The sequence below is a fragment of the Paraburkholderia acidisoli genome, assembly GCF_009789675.1.
Classification (GTDB): Bacteria; Pseudomonadota; Gammaproteobacteria; order Burkholderiales; family Burkholderiaceae; genus Paraburkholderia; species Paraburkholderia acidisoli.
The window spans coordinates 3,044,280-3,065,569 of sequence record NZ_CP046913.1 but is presented as its reverse complement, the minus strand read 5'-3'; the positions used below and the strand labels follow the sequence as shown (position 1 = coordinate 3,065,569).

The following is a 21,290-nucleotide window of genomic DNA, read 5'->3' as shown; positions in this document are numbered from 1 at the left end:
GCCCGCGGGATGCGGGCTTTTTTTATGCGGCGTGGAGATGCGGCGGAGGCGTTAGAGCGCTTCGAGGAGTTCGAGCGTTTGCGGATGCTTTTCCACGAGCTTGATGAGCACGGCTGCCTGGGCGTTGGGTTTCGCTTTTCCCTGTTCCCAGTTCTGCCAGGTGCGCACGTTCACGCGAAGACGCCGCGCCATGACCGCCTGGGAAACATTGACCGCCTCGCGCACGGAGCGGATTTCGTCTGCTGTGACGTCCAGCGGCTCCGGCGCCTCGAGCGTCACCGTATGCAGCGTGAGCTTGCCCTCGCGCTCGGCTGCGAGTTCGTCGAGTCCTTGCTTGAGTGCGTCGAAAAGACGAGCTTTTTTCATCTGCCGGTCCTCATTTCCATTTCCCTGCGAAGCATGACACCGAGCGCCTTCGCTTCCTGCTGGTTGAGATCTTCGACTTCGTCTTTGTCATAAACGAAGAACATCCAGAATTGCGCGCCGCCAACCCAGTGGTAATAAATCACCCGAAGGCCGCCACGCTTGCCTTTTCCGCGCCGCGCATCCTTCCAGCGCACTTTGCGCAGACCATGCGTATGGCGGATGAGATCGCCTTTTTCGGGATTGGCCAGCAATTCGTTTTGAAGCGCCCGGTATGCCTCGTCATCGAGATAGGCGGCGCGGCGCTCGCGAAACAAAGAGAGTTCGACGAATAGGGCGTTCATTGCGCAACGGTCGATAGATTATACGCAATTTGCGTATAGATTGAGTAGCGAATTGGGGAGCTTCACCAGCCAGATGGGGTACGGCCGAGCCGTGCTGGATTGGTTCCTGCACAAGCTGCTGGCGCTCAGCTACCCCTTGATTCGCCGCAAGATCGCTCATCGAAACCGTACGGCGAGCCCCCGGAGTCGGGCCCATCGCAAAAAGGGCCACCCCCCGCTCGATTCGAGCCACTCCCCGCCCACCCCCCATCCCGCGAATTACCCACATTTCTCCGGCTTGATCCATCGATCGTGAAGTGCCCGGCGGCGAAATAATTTCACCATCGGAAAAGCCCTGGCGCGAGACGCGGGGCGGCAGGGATCCAGCAGCATTTCGGCAAACAGACGACCGGCGGCGCACGAGGCCGCTTACCTCTCCAGGGGCTTAGCTTGAACATTCGCAAATTCATCGGTGGCACCAGCCGCGACGCGTTACGACTCGTACGCGAAGCGCTGGGCGCGGACGCCGTCGTCCTGTCGAACCGCACGCTCGAAGACGGCAACGTCGAGATCGTCGCGCTCGCCGACCGCGATCTCGCTGCAATCGCCCCCGGCAGCGAAGGCGCCGCGCAAGGTCAGGGCGGCAGCCCGTTCGCGCAAGCCGCCGCCTCGATGACGCGCGCGCCGCGCGCCGCGTCCCCCGCCGCGCTGAGCGCCCCGGTCACGGCCGCCGCGCCGGTCGCCCCGGCGCCTGGCGCGGGTGCGAATCCCTACGCGAGCGGCGGCATGCCGGACCTGTTCTCGTCGGTGTTCGGCGCGAGCCCGGAAGTGGGCGCCGAGCACGACGGCAGCCACGCCGACGCCGAAGGCGACGACGACTACGCCGCCGACACGAGCGTCACGCTCGGCAAGGAAGCGGCCTCGGCCGCCGCCGCGCTGCCCACGCCGCCCAGCACGCCGTTCGCTTCGGCCTCGCGCGCCGCCGCCGGCCAGCAAGCCGCGCAGTCGCCCATGCCCGCGACGCTGCAATCGACGATGCAAGCCGCCTTCGCCGCGAATCAGGCCGCCGCGCCGTTCGCCTCGCTGAACGCCGCAAACGCCGGCGCGAACCTCCCGCCGCTGGGCGCGCACGAAGCCGCCTCGCTGCTCGAGAGCGCCGCGAAGTCCGACGGCCCGTTCGACGCGCCGCGCACGATGGCGGAAACGAATCCCTGGCTGATCGACCACGCGCGCCGCATCGCCAACCAGAAGGACGGCGTGCGCGAATCCGGCATGACGCCCTCGGCGGCCACGGCGAGAGGCCTCGGCAACATCGCCGATCCGGTGCGTCCCGCCGACGTCGAAGCCTCGCAGCCGCAGTGGGCCCGCGAAGCCGCCTACGTCGCCGCGCGCCGCGCCGCGCAGAGCATCGGCCAGAGCGCCGACGCCGCCGGCCCCGCGCCCACGAAGCGCGACGACAAGAACCCCGCGCAAAGCACGGCTGCCACGGTGAGCGAAGCGATCCGCGCGCGCATCGAGCAGGTTGTCAACGAGACCGTGATGAGCGAGCTCGCCTCGATGCGCGGCATGATGGAAGAGCAGTTCGCCGGCCTGCTGTGGGGCGAGCGCCAACGCCGCAGCCCGGTGCAGGGCGCGCTCACGAAGCAGCTGTTCGCGGCCGGTTTCTCGGCGCAGCTCGTGAAGATGATGATCGACCGCCTGCCCGAAGTCGAAACCGAGGAAGCCGGCATGGAATGGCTCCAGTCGGTGCTCGAATCGAACCTGCCGGTGCTCGAAGACGAAGAATCGCTGATGGAGCGCGGCGGCGTGTTCGCGCTGATGGGCCCGACGGGCGTGGGCAAGACCACGACCACGGCCAAGCTCGCGGCGCGCTGCGTGATGCGCTTCGGCGCCAGCAAGGTCGCGCTGCTCACGACCGACAGCTACCGTATCGGCGGTCACGAGCAACTGCGCATCTTCGGCAAGATCCTCGGCGTGTCCGTGCACGCGGTGCGCGACGGCGCCGACCTGCAACTCGCGCTCGCCGAACTCAAGAACAAGCACATCGTCCTGATCGACACGATCGGCATGAGCCAGCGCGACCGCGCGGTGGCCGACCAGATCGCCATGCTGTGCGGCGCGGGCCGCCCGGTGCAGCGCATCCTGCTGCTCTCGGCGACGGGTCACGGCGACACGCTCAACGAAGTGGTGCAGGCCTACCAGAGCGACGACGCGCCGCTCACGGGCTGCATTCTCACCAAGCTCGACGAAGCCACCAATCTCGGCGGCGCGCTCGATACCGTGCTGCGCTACAAGCTGCCCGTGCACTACGTTTCGACGGGCCAGAAAGTGCCCGAGAACCTTTACGTGGCGACGCGGCGCTTCCTGATCCGCAGCGCTTTCTGTATCCCGCGCGACCGCTCGCCGTTCGTGCCGCACGAGGATGACATTCCGGCGCTGTTGTCGGCGCTGTCGACCCGTTCGAACACGCAAGCGCCCGAGGTCCGGTTTGGATAAGTTCGTCATCGATCAGGCCGAAGGTCTGCGGCGTCTGCTTGCGCGCGAAGGCTCGCGCGTGGTCGCGGTCACGGGAGGCGCCGGATCGCCCGGCCGCACCACCGCCGTGGTCAACCTCGCGGCGGCGCTCACGGGACACGGCAAGGACGTGCTCGTGATCGACGAATGCCTCGGCCCGCGCTCGGTCTGCGCGACGGTCGGCGGCGTGCGCGGCGCGGGCAGCTTCGCGGCGGTGATGCGCGGAGAACGCACGCTCGAAGAAGCGGTCGGCCGCCACGCGCTCGGTTTCGGCGTGCTCGCCGCCTCGCGCGACAACCGCTCGCAGTACACGAGCCAGCAGTTGCAGAAAGTGCTCTCGGGCCCGGCCGACATCGTGCTGATCGATGCGCAGCTCGACGCCGAAGGCGCGCTCTCGCCGCTCGCGATGCACGCGCACGACGTGCTGCTCGTGATGCGTATCGGCGCGCAGGCGATCACCGACGCCTATGCCTGCATGAAACGGCTGCACTTCGCGCATGCGATCGCGCAGTTCCGGGTGCTGGCGAACTACGTGTCGAGTTTGAACGACGCGCAGGCCGCGATCGAAAACCTCGCCGGTGTGGCGAGCCGCTACCTGAGCGTCTCGCTGGAGAGCGCGGGCTACGTGGCCGCCGATCCGCACATGGCGCGGGCGCTGCAACTGGCGCGCTGCATCGTCGATGCGTTTCCGTCGACGGCCGCCGCGCGCGACTTCCGCCACCTCGCGGACGAGTTGCCGCACTGGCCGATGCGGCCCGCCGTATCGGCACTCTCGCCGGCGCCGACGCGTTTCGCGGACGACGTCGCCGAGAACGAACGCACGCTTTCCGCCGGCGCAGTGGCCGGCCAGCAGGACCATGACGAACCCGAGGATCGCCAGTCGCGTGCGCTGCACGCCGACGATGCCGGGAACGTCAGGCAAACCCGCGGTCTGGTGCAAGCCATGGCCGCGCGAGACAACACGCAAGCCGCGCAGGTCGCGCTGGCCGCGAACGCAGAGTCGTTCGTGGCGGCGGTGACGGGCGTGTCGACCGTGACGACGGTGCAGGACGCACCATCCGCGCCAGCCCACGCGGGCTGGCGAACCGACACGCCCGCGCAGCGCACGCCGACGCACGCATGACGTGCGCGCCGTGATGCAACAAAGGTCAGAAGCAACAGCATGGGTTGGAGCGAGGCGCGAGGGCGCCGGCTCCGGCCAGGAGAGGAGAGCATGATGTACAACGCTCAAGGAAAGATTTCGCAGGCCGACGTGCTGGCGAAATACGCACCGCTCGTCAGGCGGTTGGGCTTGCAGCTCGTGGCCAAGATGCCCGCGAGCGTGGATCTCGACGACTTGATCCAGGCCGGCATGATCGGCCTGCTCGACGCGGCGAACCGCTACAAGGAAGATCAGGGCGCGCAGTTCGAAACCTACGCGAGCCAGCGCATTCGCGGCGCGATGCTCGACGAGCTGCGCAGTAACGACTGGCTGCCGCGCAGCCTGCGCCGCACCTCGCGCGAGGTGGAAAGCGCGGTGCACAAGGTGGAACAGCGTCTGGGCCGCTCGGCGAGCGAAGCCGAGGTGGCCGAGCACCTGAACATGCCGCTCGACGAGTATCAGGGCATGCTGCAGGACCTGCACGGCAGCCAGCTGATCTATTACGAAGACTTCGACCGCTCCGCCGAGGACGAGCCGTTCCTCGACCGCTACTGCGTCGATCATTCGGACCCGCTTTCGGCGCTGCTCGACGACAGCCTGCGCGGCGCGCTGGTCGAGGCGATCGACCGTCTGCCGGAACGCGAGAAGCTGCTGATGTCGCTCTACTACGAGCGCGGCATGAACCTGCGCGAAATCGGCGCGGTCATGGAAGTGAGCGAATCGCGCGTGTGCCAGCTGCACAGCCAGGCGGTGGCGCGACTGCGTACGCGTCTGCGCGAGATGTCGTGGGCGGCCGCGGAAAGTTGAGGCGGTAGACGGTTCGCGCTCCCCTCGCGAACCGGTTGCAGCAAGGAAGCCGGAGTGCCTTTGGGCACTTCGGCTTTTTTGTTTTTGGGGCGCATTGGAGTCAAAATGGCGTCGATGGTGCCATTTTGGCACCATCGTGATATAGTCATTTCACTTTTCGACACGAGAAAAAATCATGGCGATCAACAGCGGTATGGAAAATTCCAGCCGCGGGCGCATTACTGCGCGGTTGAGTGCAGAAAAGCAGGAAATCCTGCAGCTGGCTGCAGATCTTTCGGGCAGTACGCTCAACCAGTTCATTGTGCAGTCGGCACTGCGAGCGGCAGAGGAAGTCATCGAGCGCGATGAAGTGATTCGCTCCATCCGCTTGACGGTAGCGGAGTCGAAGCGTTTCTGCGCATTGCTCGACGATCCCCCCAAGCCCAACGAAGCCTTGCAGCGCGCAATGGCACGCTTTCGGAACAAGAAGAGTGGAAGCGCTGATACGAAGGCTTGAAGATGGCGACGACCGCAGCCGTTTCGACTGCGGCGTCGGTTCTCTTGATGAATGGCTGCGCAATATCGCAGGCCAGCATCAGAAGAAAAATCTGTCGCGAACCTATGTCGCCGTTTTGGCCAGCGCGCCGGGAACCGTGGTCGGATACTACGCGCTCGCGGCTACGGCGGTGGAAACCGAAGGAATGCCGGGCGTCCGTTTGCCGAGAAGCGTCTCCGCCGTATTGCTCGGCCGCCTGGCGGTCGATTCGGAGTACAAAGGTCAAGGGCTCGGCGAGGAACTTCTGGCGCACGCGCTCGATACCGCCTTGAGCGCCTCGGCGGCGATCGGCGTGCAATGCGTCGTGGTGGATGCGATCGACGAAAACGCCGCCGGCTTCTACCGGAAATACGGTTTCGAAGCGTTCACCGGTATCCCGCGCAGACTGTTTCTGCCAATCGCGACGCTCAAGCAAATCTAGATCGCCGCCGCCAAAACAAAAAAGCCGAAGCATCCGCTCCGGCTTTCTCTTGCGCGAACCCTGGCGTTCGCCTGTCTTCCACCGCGCCGCGCGAAGCCGCCGCGGCGCTCGATTCTCAATCGCCCGCTTACAGCCCGAACGCCGGCAGGCGGCCATCCGGACCATACAGCATCGCGCCCTGGCTCGTTTCGCCGCGCAGGATCGCCAGCGCGCGGCGGTTATGTTCCATGCGCGTGCGGATCATCATGCCGATCGTGAGGTTGCGGCGGCGCGCGCGTTCGGTCGAACCCTTGAGCAGCGCCCACTGGGTCGCGATGCGCGGGTCGACGTCGCAGGCCAGTTCAATGCCCTTGCGCCCGGCGGGCAGGCCGAGGCCGGCCAGTTGCGAGTCGCGGGCCTTTTCCAGGCCGGCGAGGCGCGCCGTGAGCGTGGTCTTCTGTTCGACGATCTGCGGCAGCGCTTCCATGCCGTCCGCCGACACGAGCGCCTTCTCTTCGTAGGCGAGCAGCGACGCGAACGCTTCAACGGTCGCGTGTTCGTCGATCAGTGTGGCAAGGAGGGCATCTTTCATCACTAGCACCAAAAAAAACAGGGATGCGCCGGTCTCGTCGCGTCTCGAGGCTTAGCTGCCCGACGACGGCTTCATGAGGTCGCGCGCGGTTTGCAGCACACCGTCGGCGATCTTGCCGGAGTCGATTTGCAGCGTGCCGTTCTTGATCGCATCCTTGATCGACTGAACGTGAGCCATGTCGATGTCGGCCGAACCGCTCGCGGCGAGCGAGCGCAGCGTCGACGACAGCGACGAGAGGTTCACGTTGGCGTCACCGGAGGCGGCCGACGTGCCGGCGGCCGTCGCGGTCGTTGCCGCGGGCGTCGCCGTGCCGCCTGCGCTGACGCTGGCGGCGGAATCTTGGGTACGCGCGGCGCCGTCTTGCAGCGCGAGCGTGTTGTTCAGGGTGGAGGAATCTACTTTCACGATGGGCTTCCCTTATCGGATTTGATCTCTTTAACGGCGGGTCGCGGCCGAACTTTAGCGAGAAAGTCCCAGCGTTACATGCTGTTACGTGTGCTGCCGCACATAGCCGGGATGCCGCGCAAAGAGGCGCTGTTCCTGCCCTTCGATCACATTGCCGTCAAATCTGGATTTCCACCGTTCCCGCGTCTTTCACCACCCCCGTAATGATCTGACCCCCGCTCGTGCGCACGCGCACCTGCTGGCCCGGCTCGGCGTTGTTGAGCGCGCTGCCTTCGGCGGAAATCGTGAAATTGGTACCCACCGCGACCACCTTCACCATCTGGCCGATCACCACCGACGACGCGCTGCGGACCATGTCCGTGCGCAGCGGCAGGCCGGCGGAGATGCGCGCGAGCGCGACGGCGCCGCTCGCCTGGTTCGGGTCGGTGATGATGGTTTGCGGCAGCATGGCGAGATCGCCCGCGCGCGGCGAGAGATCGGCGGCCGAAATCGCCTCGCCCGCGCCGATCTGGCGCGCCGCGACGTAATAAGTGATGTCGACTTCGATGCGCGCGCCCAGATAGAGCGTCCACGGCTTCGCGCCCACGCAGCGCACGCCCACGGTCGTGCGGCCCATCATGCGCGCGCCGGGCGGCATGAACGGTTCGAGCGAGGTGCAGGCGGCGAGGCCGCGCGGAAACGCCGGCCCGACCGTAATGCCGACCTTGCCCGGCAAGCCCGCCGACTGCTGCTGCAAATACGCGAGCGCGGCGGCGCGGATCGATTCGCCGTCCTGCTGGCCGGGCGGCGTCGCCGGGGTGTTCGGCGTGACCGCGCTGGTGCCGGGCGCGGCGGGTTGAGCAGGTTGAGCGGGCGCAGTCGCGGCCGCGTTCACGGTAACGGGCGCGACGCGCGTCGCGGCGGTTTGCAGGCTCACGCGTTGCATGCCGCCCGCGTTGGCCGCATTGGCCGCATTGGCGGCGGCGGCCGTCGTCGACGGAATCCGCATCGGCTGAGCGACCTGAGCGGCTTGAGCCGGTCGCGCCGGGAACGCGGCGGGGCGCGCCGCGGCCGGGTTCGCGCCGGGCGCGGGAATCGTCACGATCTGCGGAGCGTCGCCGGGTTGCGCGCGCTCGCCGGGGCCGGGAATCGTAATCATGCCGGCGGTGTCCACGCCCGCGCGCGCATCTTCGGGCACGCCGTGCGAGTTGAGGTCGGCGTAGCTGGCCGCGCGCAGGTTCGGCGCGGCCGCCGGCATCGGCGAGCCGGCGCCATTGGCGCCCGGCTTCGCGCGGGTTGCGCTGGTCGCGAGCATCGCGTTCATCTGCGCGGCGTCGGCGCCCGCGCGGTCGCCGTTACCGGCGATGAAAACCGCGCCCTCGGGCGCGCTTTGCGCCTGGGCGTTCGCGCCCATGACCGCGCAGGACAGCGCGACCCACGAACAGACAGCGGAAAAAACCCACGACGCCCCGCCGCGCGTGCGGCCGGCGCGCGGCCCACGGAAGGTAGCAAGCTGCGGCATCGTCTTTCTCCATCAATGCATTGACACGCCTCGCATTCTAGGGGGCGCATCCCGCGCGCTTCCCTCGAATAGAGGGGCGCTTTACCGGCTATTCGTCAGATTGGTTCTTGCGCTCCCCCCCTAACATTCCTCTCCATGCGCAAAGGCCTCTGGACCGAGCGCCTAACGTTTGCGCCGGTCGACCCGGCGCGTCAGCCTGCCGAAAGCAGGACGTATCACGGAGAACGCCCGATGCTGGACAAACTCGATGCCGAATTCGCCTTCGGGCGCGAAGCGCTCGACGTGCGCGCCACGCGCCAGGCGCTCATCTCGTCGAATATCGCCAACGCCGACACGCCCGGCTACCAGGCGCGCGACGTGGACTTCGCGGCTTCGCTCGCCGGCGCGCTCAAGCAGCAAGGCGTGAGCGGCACGAACCACATGGCGACGACGGGCTCGCAACCGCTCGCGATGGCGCAGCCCGCGGGCGTGGCGAACGGCATGCAGATGGCGTCGACGGAATCCGGTCACATGAGCGGCAACGCGAAGCTGATCCCGACCGGCGGCCCGGCCGACACCTACACGAGCGCCCTGATGTACCGCACGCCGACCCAACCCGCGCTCGACGGCAACACCGTCGATCTCGACACCGAGCGCGTGCAGTTCGCCGACAACGCGCTGCACTTCGAGTCGGGCATGACGGTCATGTCGCAGCAGATCAAAACGATGATGTCCGCGATCACCTCGGGTTCGAGCTAATCCGCGGCGAGTCGAGCCCAACCCGGCCCAACCCGGCCTTAACCCGATCCACCCGTTTTCACGACCCAAACCGCAATCGACGCGAGGTCACTCAAACCATGCCATCCCTGATGAATATCTTCAGCGTTGCCGGTTCCGCCATGTCGGCGGAATCGCAGCGCCTGAACGTGACGGCGTCCAATCTCGCCAACGCCGACAGCGCGACCGGCCCCGACGGCCAGCCGTACAAGGCGAAGCAGGTCGTGTTCGCCGTCGACCCGCTCGGCGGGGCGCGCACGGCTTCCGGCCAGCAGGTGGGCGGCGTCAAGGTCACGGGCGTGGTGGACGACCCCACGCCGATGAAGCAGACGTATGACCCGAGCAACCCTTCCGCCAACGCGGAAGGCTACGTGACGATGCCCAACGTCGATCCCGTGCAGGAGATGGTGAACATGATTTCGGCCTCGCGCTCGTACCAGGCGAACGTCGAAACCCTGAACACCGCCAAGCAGTTGATGTTGAAGACGTTGACCATCGGCTCGTAACAACGCCCCACGGATTGTTTTCGCCGATTCAGGCAGCACCCAGAGACCAGGCGCACGCACGTAACGGCGCGCGCGCCCTCACCACACGCACAGAGCACAGTACGCAGCGCCTGCTGAAGGCGCATCCGAGGAGAACGCGTTGAGTTCCAGCAACACCACCATCGGTGGCAGCACCACCACCGTGTCGCAGCAACTGCTCGACACCATGAACGGGACGAGTTCGTCGTCCTCGAGCGGCACCAGCAGCACCAGCAGCGCCAACGACCTGCAGAGCACCTTTCTGCAACTGCTCGTCGCGCAGCTGCAGAACCAGGACCCGACCAATCCGATGGACAGCTCGCAGATGACCTCGCAGCTCGCCCAGATCAACACGGTTTCGGGCATCGCGCAGCTCAACACCTCGCTGTCGTCGCTGTCCACGCAGCTGTCCGCGGGCCAGAACGCGCAGGCCGCGCTGCTGATCGGCTCGACCGTGCTCGCGCCGGGATCGAGCGCGACGGTCTCGAGCGGCAGCTCGCCCGAACTGGGCGTGCAGCTCACCTCGGCGGCTTCGGACGTCAAGGTCAACATCACCAACTCGGCAGGCTCGGTCGTGCGCACGATCGACCTCGGCGCGGAATCGGCGGGCACCGTGCCGGTTACGTGGGACGGCAAGGACACGTCGGGCGCCACGGTGGCCGACGGGACCTACACCATCAGCGCCACGGCGACCGTCAACGGTTCGTCGACGACCGCGACGTCGCTCGTCGCAAGCCAGGTGCAAGGCGTCATCCAGCAGGCGGATGGCACCGCGAGCCTTTCGCTCGCCAACGGCAAGACGGTCGCGCTCTCGGGCGTCGCCGGCATTCTCTGAACACGATAAACGCGGAGTAGACAAACATGGGCTACCAGCAAGGATTGAGCGGCCTCGCCGCGTCGTCGAACGACCTCGACGTGATTGGCAACAACATCGCGAACGCGAACACCGTCGGCTTCAAGCAAAGCACGGCGCAGTTCGCCGACGTGTACGCGAACACGATCGCGACCGCCGTGGGCAACCAGATCGGTCTCGGCGCCTCGCTCTCGACCGTCCAGCAGGACTTCTCGCAGGGCACGATCACCACGACGGGCCAGGCGCTCGACGTCGCGATCAACGGCAACGGCTTCTTCCAGATGTCGAGCAACGGCACCGTCACGTATTCGCGTAACGGCGTGTTTCAGCTCGACAAGAATGGCTACATCACCGACGCGACCGGCCACGACCTGATGGGCTACGCCGCCGACGCGACGGGCGTGATCAACACGGCGGCCACCGTGCCGCTCAAGGTGCCGACCACCAACATCGCGCCGCTCGCGACCAGCAGCATCACCGCGCAGCTGAACCTGAACGCGCAGGCCACGGCGCCGACGTCCTCGACGTTCGACCCGAGCAACTCGAACAGCTACAGCTACTCGACCTCGATCACGGGCTACGACTCGCTCGGCGGCACGCAGCAGGTCAACCTGTACTTCGTGCAGAACTCGACCGGCTCGGCCGAGGTGTACGCGGTGAACGGCGGCACGACCACCGACATGGGCACGATGGCGTTCGACTCGTCGGGCAATCTCACGGGCACGACCGACGCCTCGACGGGCACCGCCACCTCGCAGCTCGGCCAGTTCCAGCTCAACATCACGCCGACCGACGGCGCCGCGAACCAGACCATCACGGTCGACTTCACGGGCACGACGCAGTACGGCGGCACCTCGGGCGTGAACAACCTCACGCAGAACGGCTACGCGAGCGGCTCGCTGTCGAACTTCTCGATCGGCTCGGACGGCACCATCACGGGCAACTACTCGAACGGCCAGACCATGGCGCTCGGTCAGATCACGCTCGCGAACTTCAACAACCCGAACGGCCTCCTGAACCTCGGCGGCAACCAGTTCCAGGAAACCTCGGCTTCGGGCGTCGCGCAGGTCTCCACGCCGGGCAGCACGAACCACGGCACGCTCACGGGCGGCGCGGAAGAAGCGTCGAACGTCGACCTGACCAACCAGCTCGTGGACCTGATCACGGCGCAGCGCAACTATCAGGCGAACGCGCAGACCATCAAGACGCAGCAGACCGTCGACCAGACGCTGCTGCAGATGTAACGCGAAGTCTTAACGCACCGGATACGTCATGGACCGTTTGATCTACACCGCGATGACGGGCGCGAGCCAGGCGCTCGAGCAGCAAAGCGTCGTCGCGAACAACCTCGCGAACGTCTCGACCACGGGCTTTCGCGCCCAGCTCGCCAACTTTCGCGCCGTGCCGATGTCGTTCGGCGACGGCTCGAGCGTGAACGACGAGACGACCCGCACGTTCGTGCTCTCGGCCACGCCGGGTTCGGACATGACGCCCGGCGCGATCTCGCGCACCGGCAATCCGCTCGACATCGCCATTCAGGGCTCGGGTTTCATGGCCGTGCAGACGGCCGACGGCAACGAGGCCTACACGCGCGCGGGCAATCTGCATGTCGACCAGAACGGGCAGCTCGTGACGGCCGCGAACCAGCAGGTGATCGGCAGCGGCGGCCCGATCGGCGTGCCGCCGGGCTCGGCGGTCACGATCGGCAAGGACGGCACGGTTTCGGCCATCGCGCCGGGCAGTCCCGCCGACGCCATTGCCGTGATCGACCAGATCAAGTTCGTCAATCCGGACGCGGGCGCGCTCACGCGCGGCGACGACGGTCTCTTTCGCACGGCGGACGGTAATCCCGCCGACGCGGACCCGACCGTGCAGATCGCGACCGAGTCGCTCGAGGGCAGCAACGTGAACCCCGTGGCGGCCATGGTCTCGATGATCACCAACGCCCGCCAGTTCCAGATGCAGACCAAGCTGCTCTCGAACGCGGACCAGAACGAGCAGAGCGCCAACCAGCTGCTCAACTTCAGCTAAGCAACGCAGACCGCGAATTCAGGGCGGAAATCGCCTGAATTCGGGCAATTGAAGGCAGCCGGGCCGCGTACACTGCGCAGCAGGCCAAGCCTGGAGAAAGACACCGTGAACCGATCGCTTTACATCGCCGCTACCGGCATGCAAGCCCAGCAGTCGCAGATGGACGTGATCTCGAACAACCTCGCGAACGTGAGCACCAATGGCTTCAAGGGTTCGCGCGCCGTGTTCGAAGATCTCATGTACCAGACGCTGCGTCAGCCGGGCGCCAATTCGACCCAGCAAACCGAACTGCCCTCGGGCAGCCAGATCGGCACGGGCGTGCAGCAGGTGGCGACCGAGAAGCTCTACACGCAGGGCAACCTGCAACAAACCGGCAACTCGAAGGACGTGGCGATCAACGGCGCGGGCTTCTTCCAGGTGCAGATGCCCGACGGCACGACGGCTTACACGCGCGACGGCTCGTTCCAGACCAACGCGCAGGGCCAGCTCGTGACCTCGAGCGGCTATCAGGTGATGCCGGCTATCACCGTGCCCGCCAACGCGACCTCGCTGACCATCGGCAGCGACGGCGTGGTGACGGTCACGACGCCGGGCTCGACCAATAACACGACCATCGGCACGCTCCAGCTCGCCATGTTCATCAACCCGACGGGCCTGCAGTCGAACGGCCAGAACCTGATGTCGGAAACGGCGTCGTCGGGTGCGCCCACGGTGTCGTCGCCGGGCCAGAACGGCTCGGGCACGCTCAACCAGGGTTATGTGGAAGCGTCGAACGTGAACGTGGTGCAGGAACTCGTGAACATGATCGAGACGCAGCGCGCTTACGAAATCAACAGCAAGGCGGTCACCACTTCCGACCAGATGCTGCAAACCCTCAGCCAGATGCAGGTCTGAGGTTAGTTTTTTAGTCTATCGAGTCGGTGATCAGCATGTCGCAGTCCGTTCCAGTCCAACCTCGCACCCGTGCGGCGCGCCCCGATGTCCGGGCGCTCGCGGCGGGCGTGGCGCTCGCGATGCTCGCGGGCTGCGCTTATCTGCCACCGAAGCAGCCGATCGTGCAGCAACCGATGACGGCCGTGCCGCCGCCGCCGCCCGCCAACATGTCGCCGGGCGCGATCTACAACCCCGGCTACGCGGGCCGGCCGCTGTTCGAAGATCAACGTCCGCGTAACACGGGCGACATCCTCACGATCGTCATCTCCGAAAACATCAACGCGACCAAGTCCTCGGGCGCGAACACCAAGCGCGGCGGCAGCACCAGCGTGGCCGTGCCGACCGCGGGCTTCGCGCCGGGTCTGTTCTCGCACATGAACCTGGCGGCGACGGGCGCGAACCAGTTCGACGCCACGGGCGGCGCGAACGCGTCGAACACCTTCACGGGCGTGATTACCGTGACCGTGACGAACGTGCTGCCCAACGGCAATCTCGTGGTGTCCGGCGAGAAGCAGATGCTCATCAATCAGGGCAACGAGTACGTGCGCTTTTCCGGCGTCGTGAATCCCAACACCGTTGCCGGAGACAACTCCGTGCTCTCCACCGACGTCGCCGACGCGAAGATCGAATACTCCGCGAAGGGCGTGATCGACGAAGCCGAAACGATGGGCTGGCTGCAACGCTTCTTCCTGAACATCGCGCCATGGTAAAGATCCGCTTCCAGCAATCGCGCCGGTCGCGCGTGAAAGGGCTGCTGGCCACCTTCGGCGTCGCGGCGGCGTTCCTGTTCGCGGGCGGCGCGTTGCTCGCGTTCGCCACCCCGGCGCGCGCCGAGCGCGTGAAAGACCTCGTTTCGTTCCAGGGCGTGCGCGACAACCCGCTGATCGGCTACGGCCTCGTGGTGGGTCTCGACGGCACCGGCGACCAGACCACCCAGGCGCCGTTCACGACCCAGACGCTCGCGAACATGCTCGCGAACCTCGGCATCTCGATCAACAACACGTCGAGCAGCTCGGGGTCGTCGTCGGCGCTCAACAACATGCAGCTGAAGAACGTCGCCGCGGTGATGGTGACGGCCGTGCTGCCGCCGTTCTCGCGGCCCGGCGAACAGATCGACATCACCGTGTCCTCGCTCGCGAACGCCAAGAGCCTGCGCGGCGGCACGCTGCTGCTCACGCCGCTCAAGGGCGCCGACGGCCAGGTCTACGCGCTCGCGCAGGGCAACGTGGCGGTGGGCGGCGCCGGTGCGTCGGCCAACGGCAGCAAGGTGCAGGTCAACCAGCTCGCGGCGGGCCGCATCTCGGGCGGCGCGATCGTCGAACGCGCGGTGCCCTCGCCGGTCGCGCAGCAAGGCGGCGTGCTGACCATGGCCGTGAACGACATGGATTACGACACCACGCAGCGCATTGTCGCGGCGGTGAACAACATGTTCGGCCAGGGCACGGCGTCCGCGCTCGACGGCCGCACGATCCAGGTGCGCGGCCCGGCCGATCCCTCGGCGCAGGTGGGTTTCATCGCGCAGATCCAGGATCTCAACGTGAATCCGGCGCAACCGGCCGCGAAGGTGATCCTGAACGCGCGCACCGGCTCGATCGTGATGAACCAGATGGTGACGCTGGAAAGCTGCGCGGTCGCGCACGGCAATCTCTCGGTGGTCGTGAACACGCAGACGGCGGTGAGCCAGCCCGGCGCGTTCTCGAACGGCAATACCGTGGCCGCGCGCCAGTCGCAGATCCAGCTCAAGCAGGACAACGGATCACTCAAGCTCGTTACGGCGGGCGCCAATCTCGCCGAGGTCGTGAAGGCGCTGAACGCGCTGGGCGCGACACCGGCGGACCTCATGTCGATCCTGCAGGCGATGAAGGCGGCGGGCGCGTTGCGCGCCGACCTGCAAATCATCTAAGGGAACTTAGGGGAGCAGCATGGACAACAACAACATCGGTGGCGGCCTCGACCTGACCAACCGTTTCGCCCTGGACGTGCAGGGTTTCGACTCGATGCGCGCGGCGGCCAACGCCTCGCCGCAGCAGGGCGTGAAGATGGCGGCCAAGCAGTTCGACGCCGTGTTCACGCAGATGATGCTGAAGAGCATGCGCGACGCGACGCCCTCCGACGGCCCGCTCGACTCCAACGACGGCGCGCAGTTCCAGTCGATGATGGACCAGCAGCTCGCCCAGCAGATGTCGAACAAGGGCGTGGGCGTGGCCAACGCCATGATCAAGCAGCTCATGCGCAGCATGGGCGGCGACCCGAACTCGCTCGGCGGCGGCAGCGGCGCTGCCGGCGGCGCCGGTGGCGTGGCGGGCGCGCTCTCGGGCATGTCCGGCTCGGATGCGAACGAAGGCAATCTCGCGATGCTCAACGCGCTCGGCCGCGCCTACGGCAACGCCGCCGCCAACGGCGCGCTCGCCAACGGCCGCGGTTACAGCGCCAACAGCGCGCTCACGCCGCCGATCAAGGGCAACGGCGACCCGCAGGTGGACGCGTTCGTCGACAAGCTCGCCAACGCGGCGCAGACGGCCGCCAACGGCACCGGCATTCCGGCGCGCTTCATCCTGGGTCAGGCCGCGCTCGAATCGGGCTGGGGCAAGCGCGAGATCAAGAAAGCCGACGGCTCGACCAGCCACAACGTGTTCGGCATCAAGGCGACCAGGGACTGGACCGGCAAGACGGTGTCCACGCTCACGACCGAGTACGTGAACGGCCAGCCGCACCGCGTGGTGGAGAAGTTCCGCGCCTACGACTCGTACGAGGACGCGATGACGGACTACGCGAGCGTGCTCAAGAACAACCCGCGCTACGCCTCGGTCATCAACGGCTCGAAGAGCGCCGAAAGTTTCGCGCAGGGCATGCAGCGCGCCGGTTACGCAACCGACCCTCATTACGCGAAGAAACTCATGACGATCATGGCGCGGATGGCGTAACGGGCCGGAGCGGCAGGTTGACGGCAGTTCGGGCCTCGCAAACGTTGCCTCGCGGCCGTTGCGCGACGTTCGCCGCGAGCCTTGTCCGGCACGCCTTTCGAAGTGGCATGCGGCGCAGATTTTTTACGAAATATCCCTAAATTTTTAGATCGGACTGCCGCTAATGCAGGCGAGATGGAAAAGATAACAGGGTGGCGGAGCCGCCCGAATGGCGCGCACCGGCCGTGTTCTGGGTCGCGCCGATACGTTCACGAAATTCCGGCAGGCCGATGAATACCGTTCAGTCGAATCAACAAGGATCAGGCGACGAAGAGGCGCCCGACTTCGGGCGACGCAACCCGCTCGAGATTGGCGTGCAGTTGCGCAATCTCGTCAACCGGGGCGACTTCCTGACCCTGCAATACCGCGGCGGCCAGCTCGTCACGCGTCTGCTTGCGGTGAATACCCGCGAGCACACCTTCGTGTTCGACTGGGGCGCGCTGCCCGAGCAGAACCGGGGCGTGCTCGAGGCGCCGTCGTGCCACTTCCATGCGTCGCCCGAAGGCGTGCGGGTGGAATTCGCGACCGGCACGCCGCGCGAAACCGAATACGAAGGCCGCCCCGCGTTCGAGGTGGAATTCCCCGAAGTGCTGTTTTACGTGCAGCGCCGCGAGTATTTCCGCGTCGACACGCCCGTGCTCGAACCGTGCATCTGCCGCGGCGAGATTCCGGCCACCGGCGAGCGCTTCCAGTTCGAAGTGCACGACCTGTCGCTCGGCGGCCTCGGTCTGCGCACCACGGACGAACGCGCGGCCATGCTCGACACGGGTCTCGTGCTGCAAGACGTGGAACTCGACCTGCGCTCGCAGGGCAAGCTGCGCGTGGATCTCGCGCTCGTGGTGCTGCGCTTCATCGATCTGCCCAACGGCGACCGGCGCTTCCACCTCGGCCTGCGCTTCGAGACGCTGCCCGGTTCCGCGGAAAACTCGCTGCAACGCTACATCACGCAGCTCGAGATGAAGCGCCGTGCCTTGTCGCGTAGCTGATGCGCGCTTGATGCCTGCTTGATGCACGGGTTTGCTGCGGCTGCGCGCGCCGGCGAAACGCCGCGCGGCGCCGCGAGTGCGCTTGGGCGCCTGGGCGGCGGTGAGGTTTGTGCTGTAACGCCGGTCGATTCCGGTCGGCCGGTGAGCGCCCGCAAGGGCGCTTCGGCCTACCCGGCCGCGCTAACGTTTTCGCGCCACGCCGCAGCCGCCTCGTATCGCGGGCGCGACGCGCGCGGTCTTTCATTGTCTTACGCTCAATTTTCGCGCCGCGGTGCCGTAAAACTGTGAGTTCACCCCCGCGGTTCGCCTGATACGCAAGCAGGCAGACCGCACACGAGGATCACGCATGTCCAACATCATGTCGATCGGTTTGAGCGGCCTGCAGGCAGCGCAAATCGGTATCGCGACCGCCGGCGAGAACATCAGCAACTCGTCCACGGCCGGATACACCGTCGAGTCGGCGGTATTCAACGAGTCGAGCGGCCAGTCCACGAGCAATGGCTACCTGGGCGGCGGCGTGACCACGGCGACCGTGCAGCGCGCCTACAGCCAGTACCTGACGACGGCCGTCAACAACGCGCAGTCGGCGAACAGCTCGTACACGGCTTCCTACACGCTCGCCACGCAGCTCTCGAACCTCGTGGGCAGCCCGACCTCGGGCATCGCTTCGTCGATCACGTCGTTCTTCTCGGGGCTGCAAACCGTCTCGAATTCGCCGTCGGATACCTCGGCGCGCCAGAGCGCGCTTTCCAACGCGCAAACGCTCGCGGACCAGATCAACTCGGCGGCCGAACAGTATTCGGCGATGCGCCAGAGCGTGAACACGCAGCTCACGAGCGCGGTCTCGCAGATCAACAGCTACACGCAGCAGATCGCCAAGCTCAACACGCAGATCCAGACGGCCAGCGCCAGCGGCCAGCAGCCGAACCAGTTGCTCGACGAGCGCGACCAGGCCGTGGCGAACCTCTCGCAACTCGTGGGCACGCAGGTCGTGCAGGGCAGCAGCGGTTACAGCGTGTTCCTGAGCAACGGCCAGCCGCTCGTGGTGAGCGGCCAGAGCTACAACCTCGGCACGGCGCCCTCGGACACGAATCCCTCGGAACTCACCGTCACGTGGCAAGGCCTGAACGGCGCCAGCGCGGCACAGCAAGGCACGGCGCAGACGCTGACCTCGGCGGCGCTGCAAGGCGGCACCGTGGGCGGTCTGGTCTCGTTCGTCTCGAACACGCTCGATCCGGCGGAATCGCAACTGGGCGCGATCGCGACCAGCTTCGCGGCGCAGGTGAACCAGCAGAACGAACTCGGCCTGAACCTCTCGGGCGGCCAGGGCGGCGCGCTCTTCACGGTCGGCAATCCGGTCGTGACGGCCAGCTCGAAGAACACCGACACGACCTCGATGAGCGTCACGCTCACCAACCCGACCCAGCCGCCAACGGACAACTTCCAGCTCTCCTACGCGAGCGGCACGTACACGCTGACCGACACGACCACCAACTCGGTGGTCGGCACGGACCCGGGCACGACCTCGCCGTTCACGCTGGGCGGCTTCTCGATCACGCCGTCCGGCACGCCCGCCGACGGCGACGTGTTCGCGATCCAGCCCACGGCCGGCGCGCTGTCGAGCTTCGCCGTCGCGACCACGGACCCGTCCGCGATCGCCGCCGCCACGCCGGTGCTGGTTTCGGCCGCGACCACCAACGCCGGGACCGGCGTGGTCTCGCAAGGCACGGTGAGTTCGGGCTACTCGACCTCGTCCACGCCGCTCACGCTGACCTACACGGCGGCGTCCAGCGGCTCGGGCGGCACGCTCACGGGCTTCCCCGACGGCACCCAGGTGCAGATCACGACGCCCGGTTCGAGCACGCCCACGACGGTCACCATCGACGCCAGCAATCCGGGCGTGAACTACGACCCGAGCACGGGCGCGACGCTGACCGTGATCGGCGCGACCGACTCGAGCGGCGGCACGACCAACAACGTGAGCTTCACGCTCAACGGCACGCCTTCGACCGGCGACAGCTTCACGATTGCCGCGAACACGAGCGGCACGCAGGACGGCCGCAACGCGCTCGCGCTCGCGAACCTCACCTCGAGCACGTCGTACACGGGCACGCAAACGCTCACGAGCGCGTATTCGAACTACGTCAACACGATCGGCAACAACGCGAGCCAGCTCAATGCGCAGGCCACGTCGCAGCAATCGCTCGTGACGCAGCTCACCGCGCAGCAGCAGTCGGTGCAGGGCGTGAACCTCGACGAAGAAGCAGCGAGCCTGCTTCAGTACCAGCAGCTTTATCAGGCGAACAGCAAGGTCATCCAAACGGCCGCCTCGCTGTTCCAGACCCTGATCGGCATTTTCCAGTGAGGCGCTGAACGATGCGTATCGCGACTTCCCAGCTCTATTCGAACAACGTCTCGACGATGGAGAACCAGCAGGCGCAAATCCTGCAGCTCCAGGCCCAGATCTCCTCGGGTTCGGCGCTCTCGACGCCCGCGGACGACCCGCTCGGCGCGGCGCAGGCCGTGCAGCTCTCCGCGACCAGCGCGACGCTCTCGCAGTACGCGTCGAACCAGACCACGGCGCTCAGCTCGCTGCAACTGGAAGACAACACGCTCACGAGCGTGACGAGCACGCTGCAGAGCATCAACTCGCTCATGATCCAGTCGCAGAACGGCGCGTTGAACGACTCCGACCGCTCGGCGCTCGCCCAGCAGATGACGGGCTTGCGCAACCAGCTGCTCACGCTCGCCAACACCACGGACGGCTCGGGCAACTACATTTTCTCGGGCTTCCAGAGCACCTCGCAGGTGTTCTCGAACGCCTCGGGCGGCGGCGTAACCTACAACGGCGACGCCGGCCAGCGCACCATGCAGGTCTCGGGCTCGCGCCAGATCGCCGTGGGCGACACGGGCGCGCAGGTGTTCCAGAGCGTGCAGGCCGTGGGTTCGGACATCGTGCAGTCGGCGAGCACCGGCAACACGGGCACGGGCGTGGTGAGCGCCGTGACGGTGACCGATCCGTCGCAAGCCACCAACAACGACAGCTACGCGATCAATTTCAGCGACGACGGCAGCGGCAACATCAGCTACACGGTCACCGACAACACCGCGAATCCGCCGACGACCACCTCGCCCGCGGCCTACACGTCCGGCGACGCGATCCCGCTCGGCAGCGGCATGAACGTGTCGATCACGGGTTCGCCCAAGGGCGGCGACGCGTTCTCGGTCACGCCGGCCAGCAACTCGGCGAACACCGACGTGTTCAAGACCATCGACAACGTGATCAGCGCGCTGCAGACGCCGACCAACAACTCGCCGGCCGCCGTCGCGACGCTCACCAACCAGCTCAACACGGGTCTCACGCAGCTCGGCAATTCGCTGTCGAACGTGATCACCATGCAGGCTTCGGTGGGCGGCCGCGAGCAGGAAGTGAAGGCGCTGCAAACCGTGACGTCGACGAACTCGCTGCAGGTGACCACGAATCTGCAGGACCTGACGAGCACCGACATGGTTTCGGCGATCAGCCAGTTCGAGCAGCTCTCCAACGCGCTCACGGCGTCGCAGAAGAGCTTTGCCGCAACGCAGAACCTCTCGCTGTTCCAGTACATCAATCCGTGACGATGCCGCGGGTTTGAGCGGAGGAAAAAAAAGCGGACTTCGGTC

The 21,290-nt window shown here is 66.5% G+C and carries 21 protein-coding genes and 1 pseudogene; 17 read left to right on the top strand and 5 right to left on the bottom strand.

Going from position 1 to position 21,290, the window contains the following annotated elements; genetic code table 11:
• Positions 1–51: 51 nt before the first annotated feature.
• A complete protein-coding gene (locus tag FAZ98_RS13620; RefSeq protein WP_158951684.1) occupies positions 52–366 on the bottom strand; it encodes a helix-turn-helix domain-containing protein in 315 nt (104 codons plus the stop codon).
• A complete protein-coding gene (locus FAZ98_RS13615) occupies positions 363–707 on the bottom strand; it encodes a toxin (protein ID WP_158951683.1) in 345 nt (114 codons plus the stop codon). Before FAZ98_RS13615 ends, FAZ98_RS13620 begins: the two co-directional genes overlap by 4 nt.
• A gap of 429 nt (positions 708–1,136) precedes the next feature.
• Here FAZ98_RS13615 and flhF point away from each other — a divergent pair, with 429 nt between their 5' ends.
• From flhF to FAZ98_RS13590, 5 genes and pseudogenes are all read left to right on the top strand, one after another.
• A complete protein-coding gene (gene flhF, locus FAZ98_RS13610) occupies positions 1,137–3,182 on the top strand; it encodes a flagellar biosynthesis protein FlhF (protein WP_158951682.1) in 2,046 nt (681 codons plus the stop codon).
• Positions 3,175–3,957: pseudogene (locus FAZ98_RS13605) on the top strand (MinD/ParA family ATP-binding protein); the annotation flags it as partial. The gene flhF and the pseudogene FAZ98_RS13605, both read left to right, overlap by 8 nt.
• Positions 3,958–4,416: 459 nt before the next feature.
• Complete coding sequence (locus tag FAZ98_RS13600) at positions 4,417–5,148, top strand: RNA polymerase sigma factor FliA (protein WP_158951987.1); 732 nt, start codon at positions 4,417–4,419, stop codon at positions 5,146–5,148.
• A 175-nt stretch (positions 5,149–5,323) separates the two neighbouring features.
• Positions 5,324–5,644 carry a type II toxin-antitoxin system TacA family antitoxin gene (locus FAZ98_RS13595; protein ID WP_158951681.1) on the top strand — a complete coding sequence of 107 codons (321 nt, stop codon included), beginning with the start codon at positions 5,324–5,326 and terminating at the stop codon, positions 5,642–5,644.
• A complete protein-coding gene (locus tag FAZ98_RS13590; protein WP_233272620.1) occupies positions 5,619–6,104 on the top strand; it encodes a GNAT family N-acetyltransferase in 486 nt (161 codons plus the stop codon). The genes FAZ98_RS13595 and FAZ98_RS13590 overlap by 26 nt, the downstream gene beginning before the upstream one ends.
• Positions 6,105–6,231: 127 nt before the next feature.
• On the opposite strand, the gene FAZ98_RS13585 is transcribed toward FAZ98_RS13590, so the two are convergent.
• The 3 genes from FAZ98_RS13585 to flgA form a co-directional block, all read right to left on the bottom strand.
• A complete protein-coding gene (locus FAZ98_RS13585; RefSeq protein ID WP_158951680.1) occupies positions 6,232–6,675 on the bottom strand; it encodes a flagella synthesis protein FlgN in 444 nt (147 codons plus the stop codon).
• A gap of 51 nt (positions 6,676–6,726) precedes the next feature.
• Entirely contained in the window at positions 6,727–7,080 is a 354-nt protein-coding gene (gene flgM / locus FAZ98_RS13580) for a flagellar biosynthesis anti-sigma factor FlgM (protein ID WP_158951679.1), read from the bottom strand.
• 157 nt (positions 7,081–7,237) lie between these two features.
• Entirely contained in the window at positions 7,238–8,581 is a 1,344-nt protein-coding gene (flgA, locus tag FAZ98_RS13575) for a flagellar basal body P-ring formation chaperone FlgA (RefSeq protein ID WP_158951678.1), read from the bottom strand.
• Positions 8,582–8,812: 231 nt separating this feature from the next.
• On the opposite strand from flgA, the gene flgB reads away from it, so the two are divergent.
• From flgB to flgL, 12 genes are all read left to right on the top strand, one after another.
• The gene (flgB, locus tag FAZ98_RS13570) at positions 8,813–9,319 is read left to right on the top strand and encodes a flagellar basal body rod protein FlgB (protein ID WP_158951677.1); all 507 of its coding nucleotides are present in this window, start codon (positions 8,813–8,815) and stop codon (positions 9,317–9,319) included.
• Positions 9,320–9,417: 98 nt separating this feature from the next.
• Positions 9,418–9,843, top strand: a complete 426-nt coding sequence (gene flgC, locus FAZ98_RS13565) for a flagellar basal body rod protein FlgC (protein ID WP_158951676.1) — start codon at positions 9,418–9,420, stop codon at positions 9,841–9,843.
• 205 nt (positions 9,844–10,048) lie between these two features.
• Positions 10,049–10,696, top strand: a complete 648-nt coding sequence (locus FAZ98_RS13560) for a flagellar hook assembly protein FlgD (RefSeq protein WP_158951985.1) — start codon at positions 10,049–10,051, stop codon at positions 10,694–10,696.
• Between the two features lie 26 nt (positions 10,697–10,722).
• Positions 10,723–11,958, top strand: coding sequence for a flagellar hook protein FlgE (flgE, locus tag FAZ98_RS13555; RefSeq protein ID WP_158951675.1), 1,236 nt, complete (start codon positions 10,723–10,725; stop codon positions 11,956–11,958).
• Positions 11,959–11,986: 28 nt separating this feature from the next.
• Entirely contained in the window at positions 11,987–12,745 is a 759-nt protein-coding gene (gene flgF, locus FAZ98_RS13550) for a flagellar basal-body rod protein FlgF (RefSeq protein WP_158951674.1), read from the top strand.
• Between the two features lie 105 nt (positions 12,746–12,850).
• Positions 12,851–13,639, top strand: a complete 789-nt coding sequence (flgG, locus tag FAZ98_RS13545) for a flagellar basal-body rod protein FlgG (RefSeq protein WP_158951673.1) — start codon at positions 12,851–12,853, stop codon at positions 13,637–13,639.
• A 35-nt stretch (positions 13,640–13,674) separates the two neighbouring features.
• Entirely contained in the window at positions 13,675–14,388 is a 714-nt protein-coding gene (gene flgH / locus FAZ98_RS13540) for a flagellar basal body L-ring protein FlgH (RefSeq protein ID WP_158951672.1), read from the top strand.
• Positions 14,382–15,581: a flagellar basal body P-ring protein FlgI gene (locus tag FAZ98_RS13535; RefSeq protein ID WP_158951671.1), complete on the top strand. Its 1,200-nt coding sequence runs from the start codon at positions 14,382–14,384 to the stop codon at positions 15,579–15,581. Before flgH ends, FAZ98_RS13535 begins: the two co-directional genes overlap by 7 nt.
• Positions 15,582–15,600: 19 nt before the next feature.
• On the top strand, positions 15,601–16,602 hold the full coding sequence (gene flgJ / locus FAZ98_RS13530; RefSeq protein ID WP_158951670.1) for a flagellar assembly peptidoglycan hydrolase FlgJ: 1,002 nt from the start codon (positions 15,601–15,603) through the stop codon (positions 16,600–16,602).
• Between the two features lie 269 nt (positions 16,603–16,871).
• A complete protein-coding gene (locus FAZ98_RS13525; protein WP_158951669.1) occupies positions 16,872–17,627 on the top strand; it encodes a flagellar brake protein in 756 nt (251 codons plus the stop codon).
• A 346-nt stretch (positions 17,628–17,973) separates the two neighbouring features.
• Entirely contained in the window at positions 17,974–19,992 is a 2,019-nt protein-coding gene (gene flgK / locus FAZ98_RS13520; RefSeq protein WP_158951668.1) for a flagellar hook-associated protein FlgK, read from the top strand.
• Positions 19,993–20,003: 11 nt separating this feature from the next.
• A complete protein-coding gene (flgL, locus tag FAZ98_RS13515; RefSeq protein WP_158951667.1) occupies positions 20,004–21,245 on the top strand; it encodes a flagellar hook-associated protein FlgL in 1,242 nt (413 codons plus the stop codon).
• The last annotated feature ends 45 nt before the right edge of the window (positions 21,246–21,290 follow it).

Excerpts from the sequence above, each read along its gene's own strand:
- FAZ98_RS13535 (WP_158951671.1), top strand. The coding sequence starts at position 14,382 with ATGGTAAAGATCCGCTTCCAGCAATCGCGCCGGTCGCGCGTGAAAGGG.
- flgE (WP_158951675.1), top strand. The coding sequence starts at position 10,723 with ATGGGCTACCAGCAAGGATTGAGCGGCCTCGCCGCGTCGTCGAACGAC.
- flgH (WP_158951672.1), top strand. The coding sequence starts at position 13,675 with ATGTCGCAGTCCGTTCCAGTCCAACCTCGCACCCGTGCGGCGCGCCCC.
- flgJ (WP_158951670.1), top strand. The coding sequence starts at position 15,601 with ATGGACAACAACAACATCGGTGGCGGCCTCGACCTGACCAACCGTTTC.
- flgF (WP_158951674.1), top strand. The coding sequence starts at position 11,987 with ATGGACCGTTTGATCTACACCGCGATGACGGGCGCGAGCCAGGCGCTC.
- FAZ98_RS13600 (WP_158951987.1), top strand. The coding sequence starts at position 4,417 with ATGTACAACGCTCAAGGAAAGATTTCGCAGGCCGACGTGCTGGCGAAA.
- flgK (WP_158951668.1), top strand. The coding sequence starts at position 17,974 with ATGTCCAACATCATGTCGATCGGTTTGAGCGGCCTGCAGGCAGCGCAA.
- FAZ98_RS13595 (WP_158951681.1), top strand. The coding sequence starts at position 5,324 with ATGGCGATCAACAGCGGTATGGAAAATTCCAGCCGCGGGCGCATTACT.
- flgL (WP_158951667.1), top strand. The coding sequence starts at position 20,004 with ATGCGTATCGCGACTTCCCAGCTCTATTCGAACAACGTCTCGACGATG.
- flgA (WP_158951678.1), bottom strand. The coding sequence starts at position 8,581 with ATGCCGCAGCTTGCTACCTTCCGTGGGCCGCGCGCCGGCCGCACGCGC.
- flgC (WP_158951676.1), top strand. The coding sequence starts at position 9,418 with ATGCCATCCCTGATGAATATCTTCAGCGTTGCCGGTTCCGCCATGTCG.
- FAZ98_RS13525 (WP_158951669.1), top strand. The coding sequence starts at position 16,872 with ATGAATACCGTTCAGTCGAATCAACAAGGATCAGGCGACGAAGAGGCG.
- flgB (WP_158951677.1), top strand. The coding sequence starts at position 8,813 with ATGCTGGACAAACTCGATGCCGAATTCGCCTTCGGGCGCGAAGCGCTC.
- FAZ98_RS13560 (WP_158951985.1), top strand. The coding sequence starts at position 10,049 with ATGAACGGGACGAGTTCGTCGTCCTCGAGCGGCACCAGCAGCACCAGC.
- FAZ98_RS13585 (WP_158951680.1), bottom strand. The coding sequence starts at position 6,675 with ATGAAAGATGCCCTCCTTGCCACACTGATCGACGAACACGCGACCGTT.
- FAZ98_RS13615 (WP_158951683.1), bottom strand. The coding sequence starts at position 707 with ATGAACGCCCTATTCGTCGAACTCTCTTTGTTTCGCGAGCGCCGCGCC.
- FAZ98_RS13620 (WP_158951684.1), bottom strand. The coding sequence starts at position 366 with ATGAAAAAAGCTCGTCTTTTCGACGCACTCAAGCAAGGACTCGACGAA.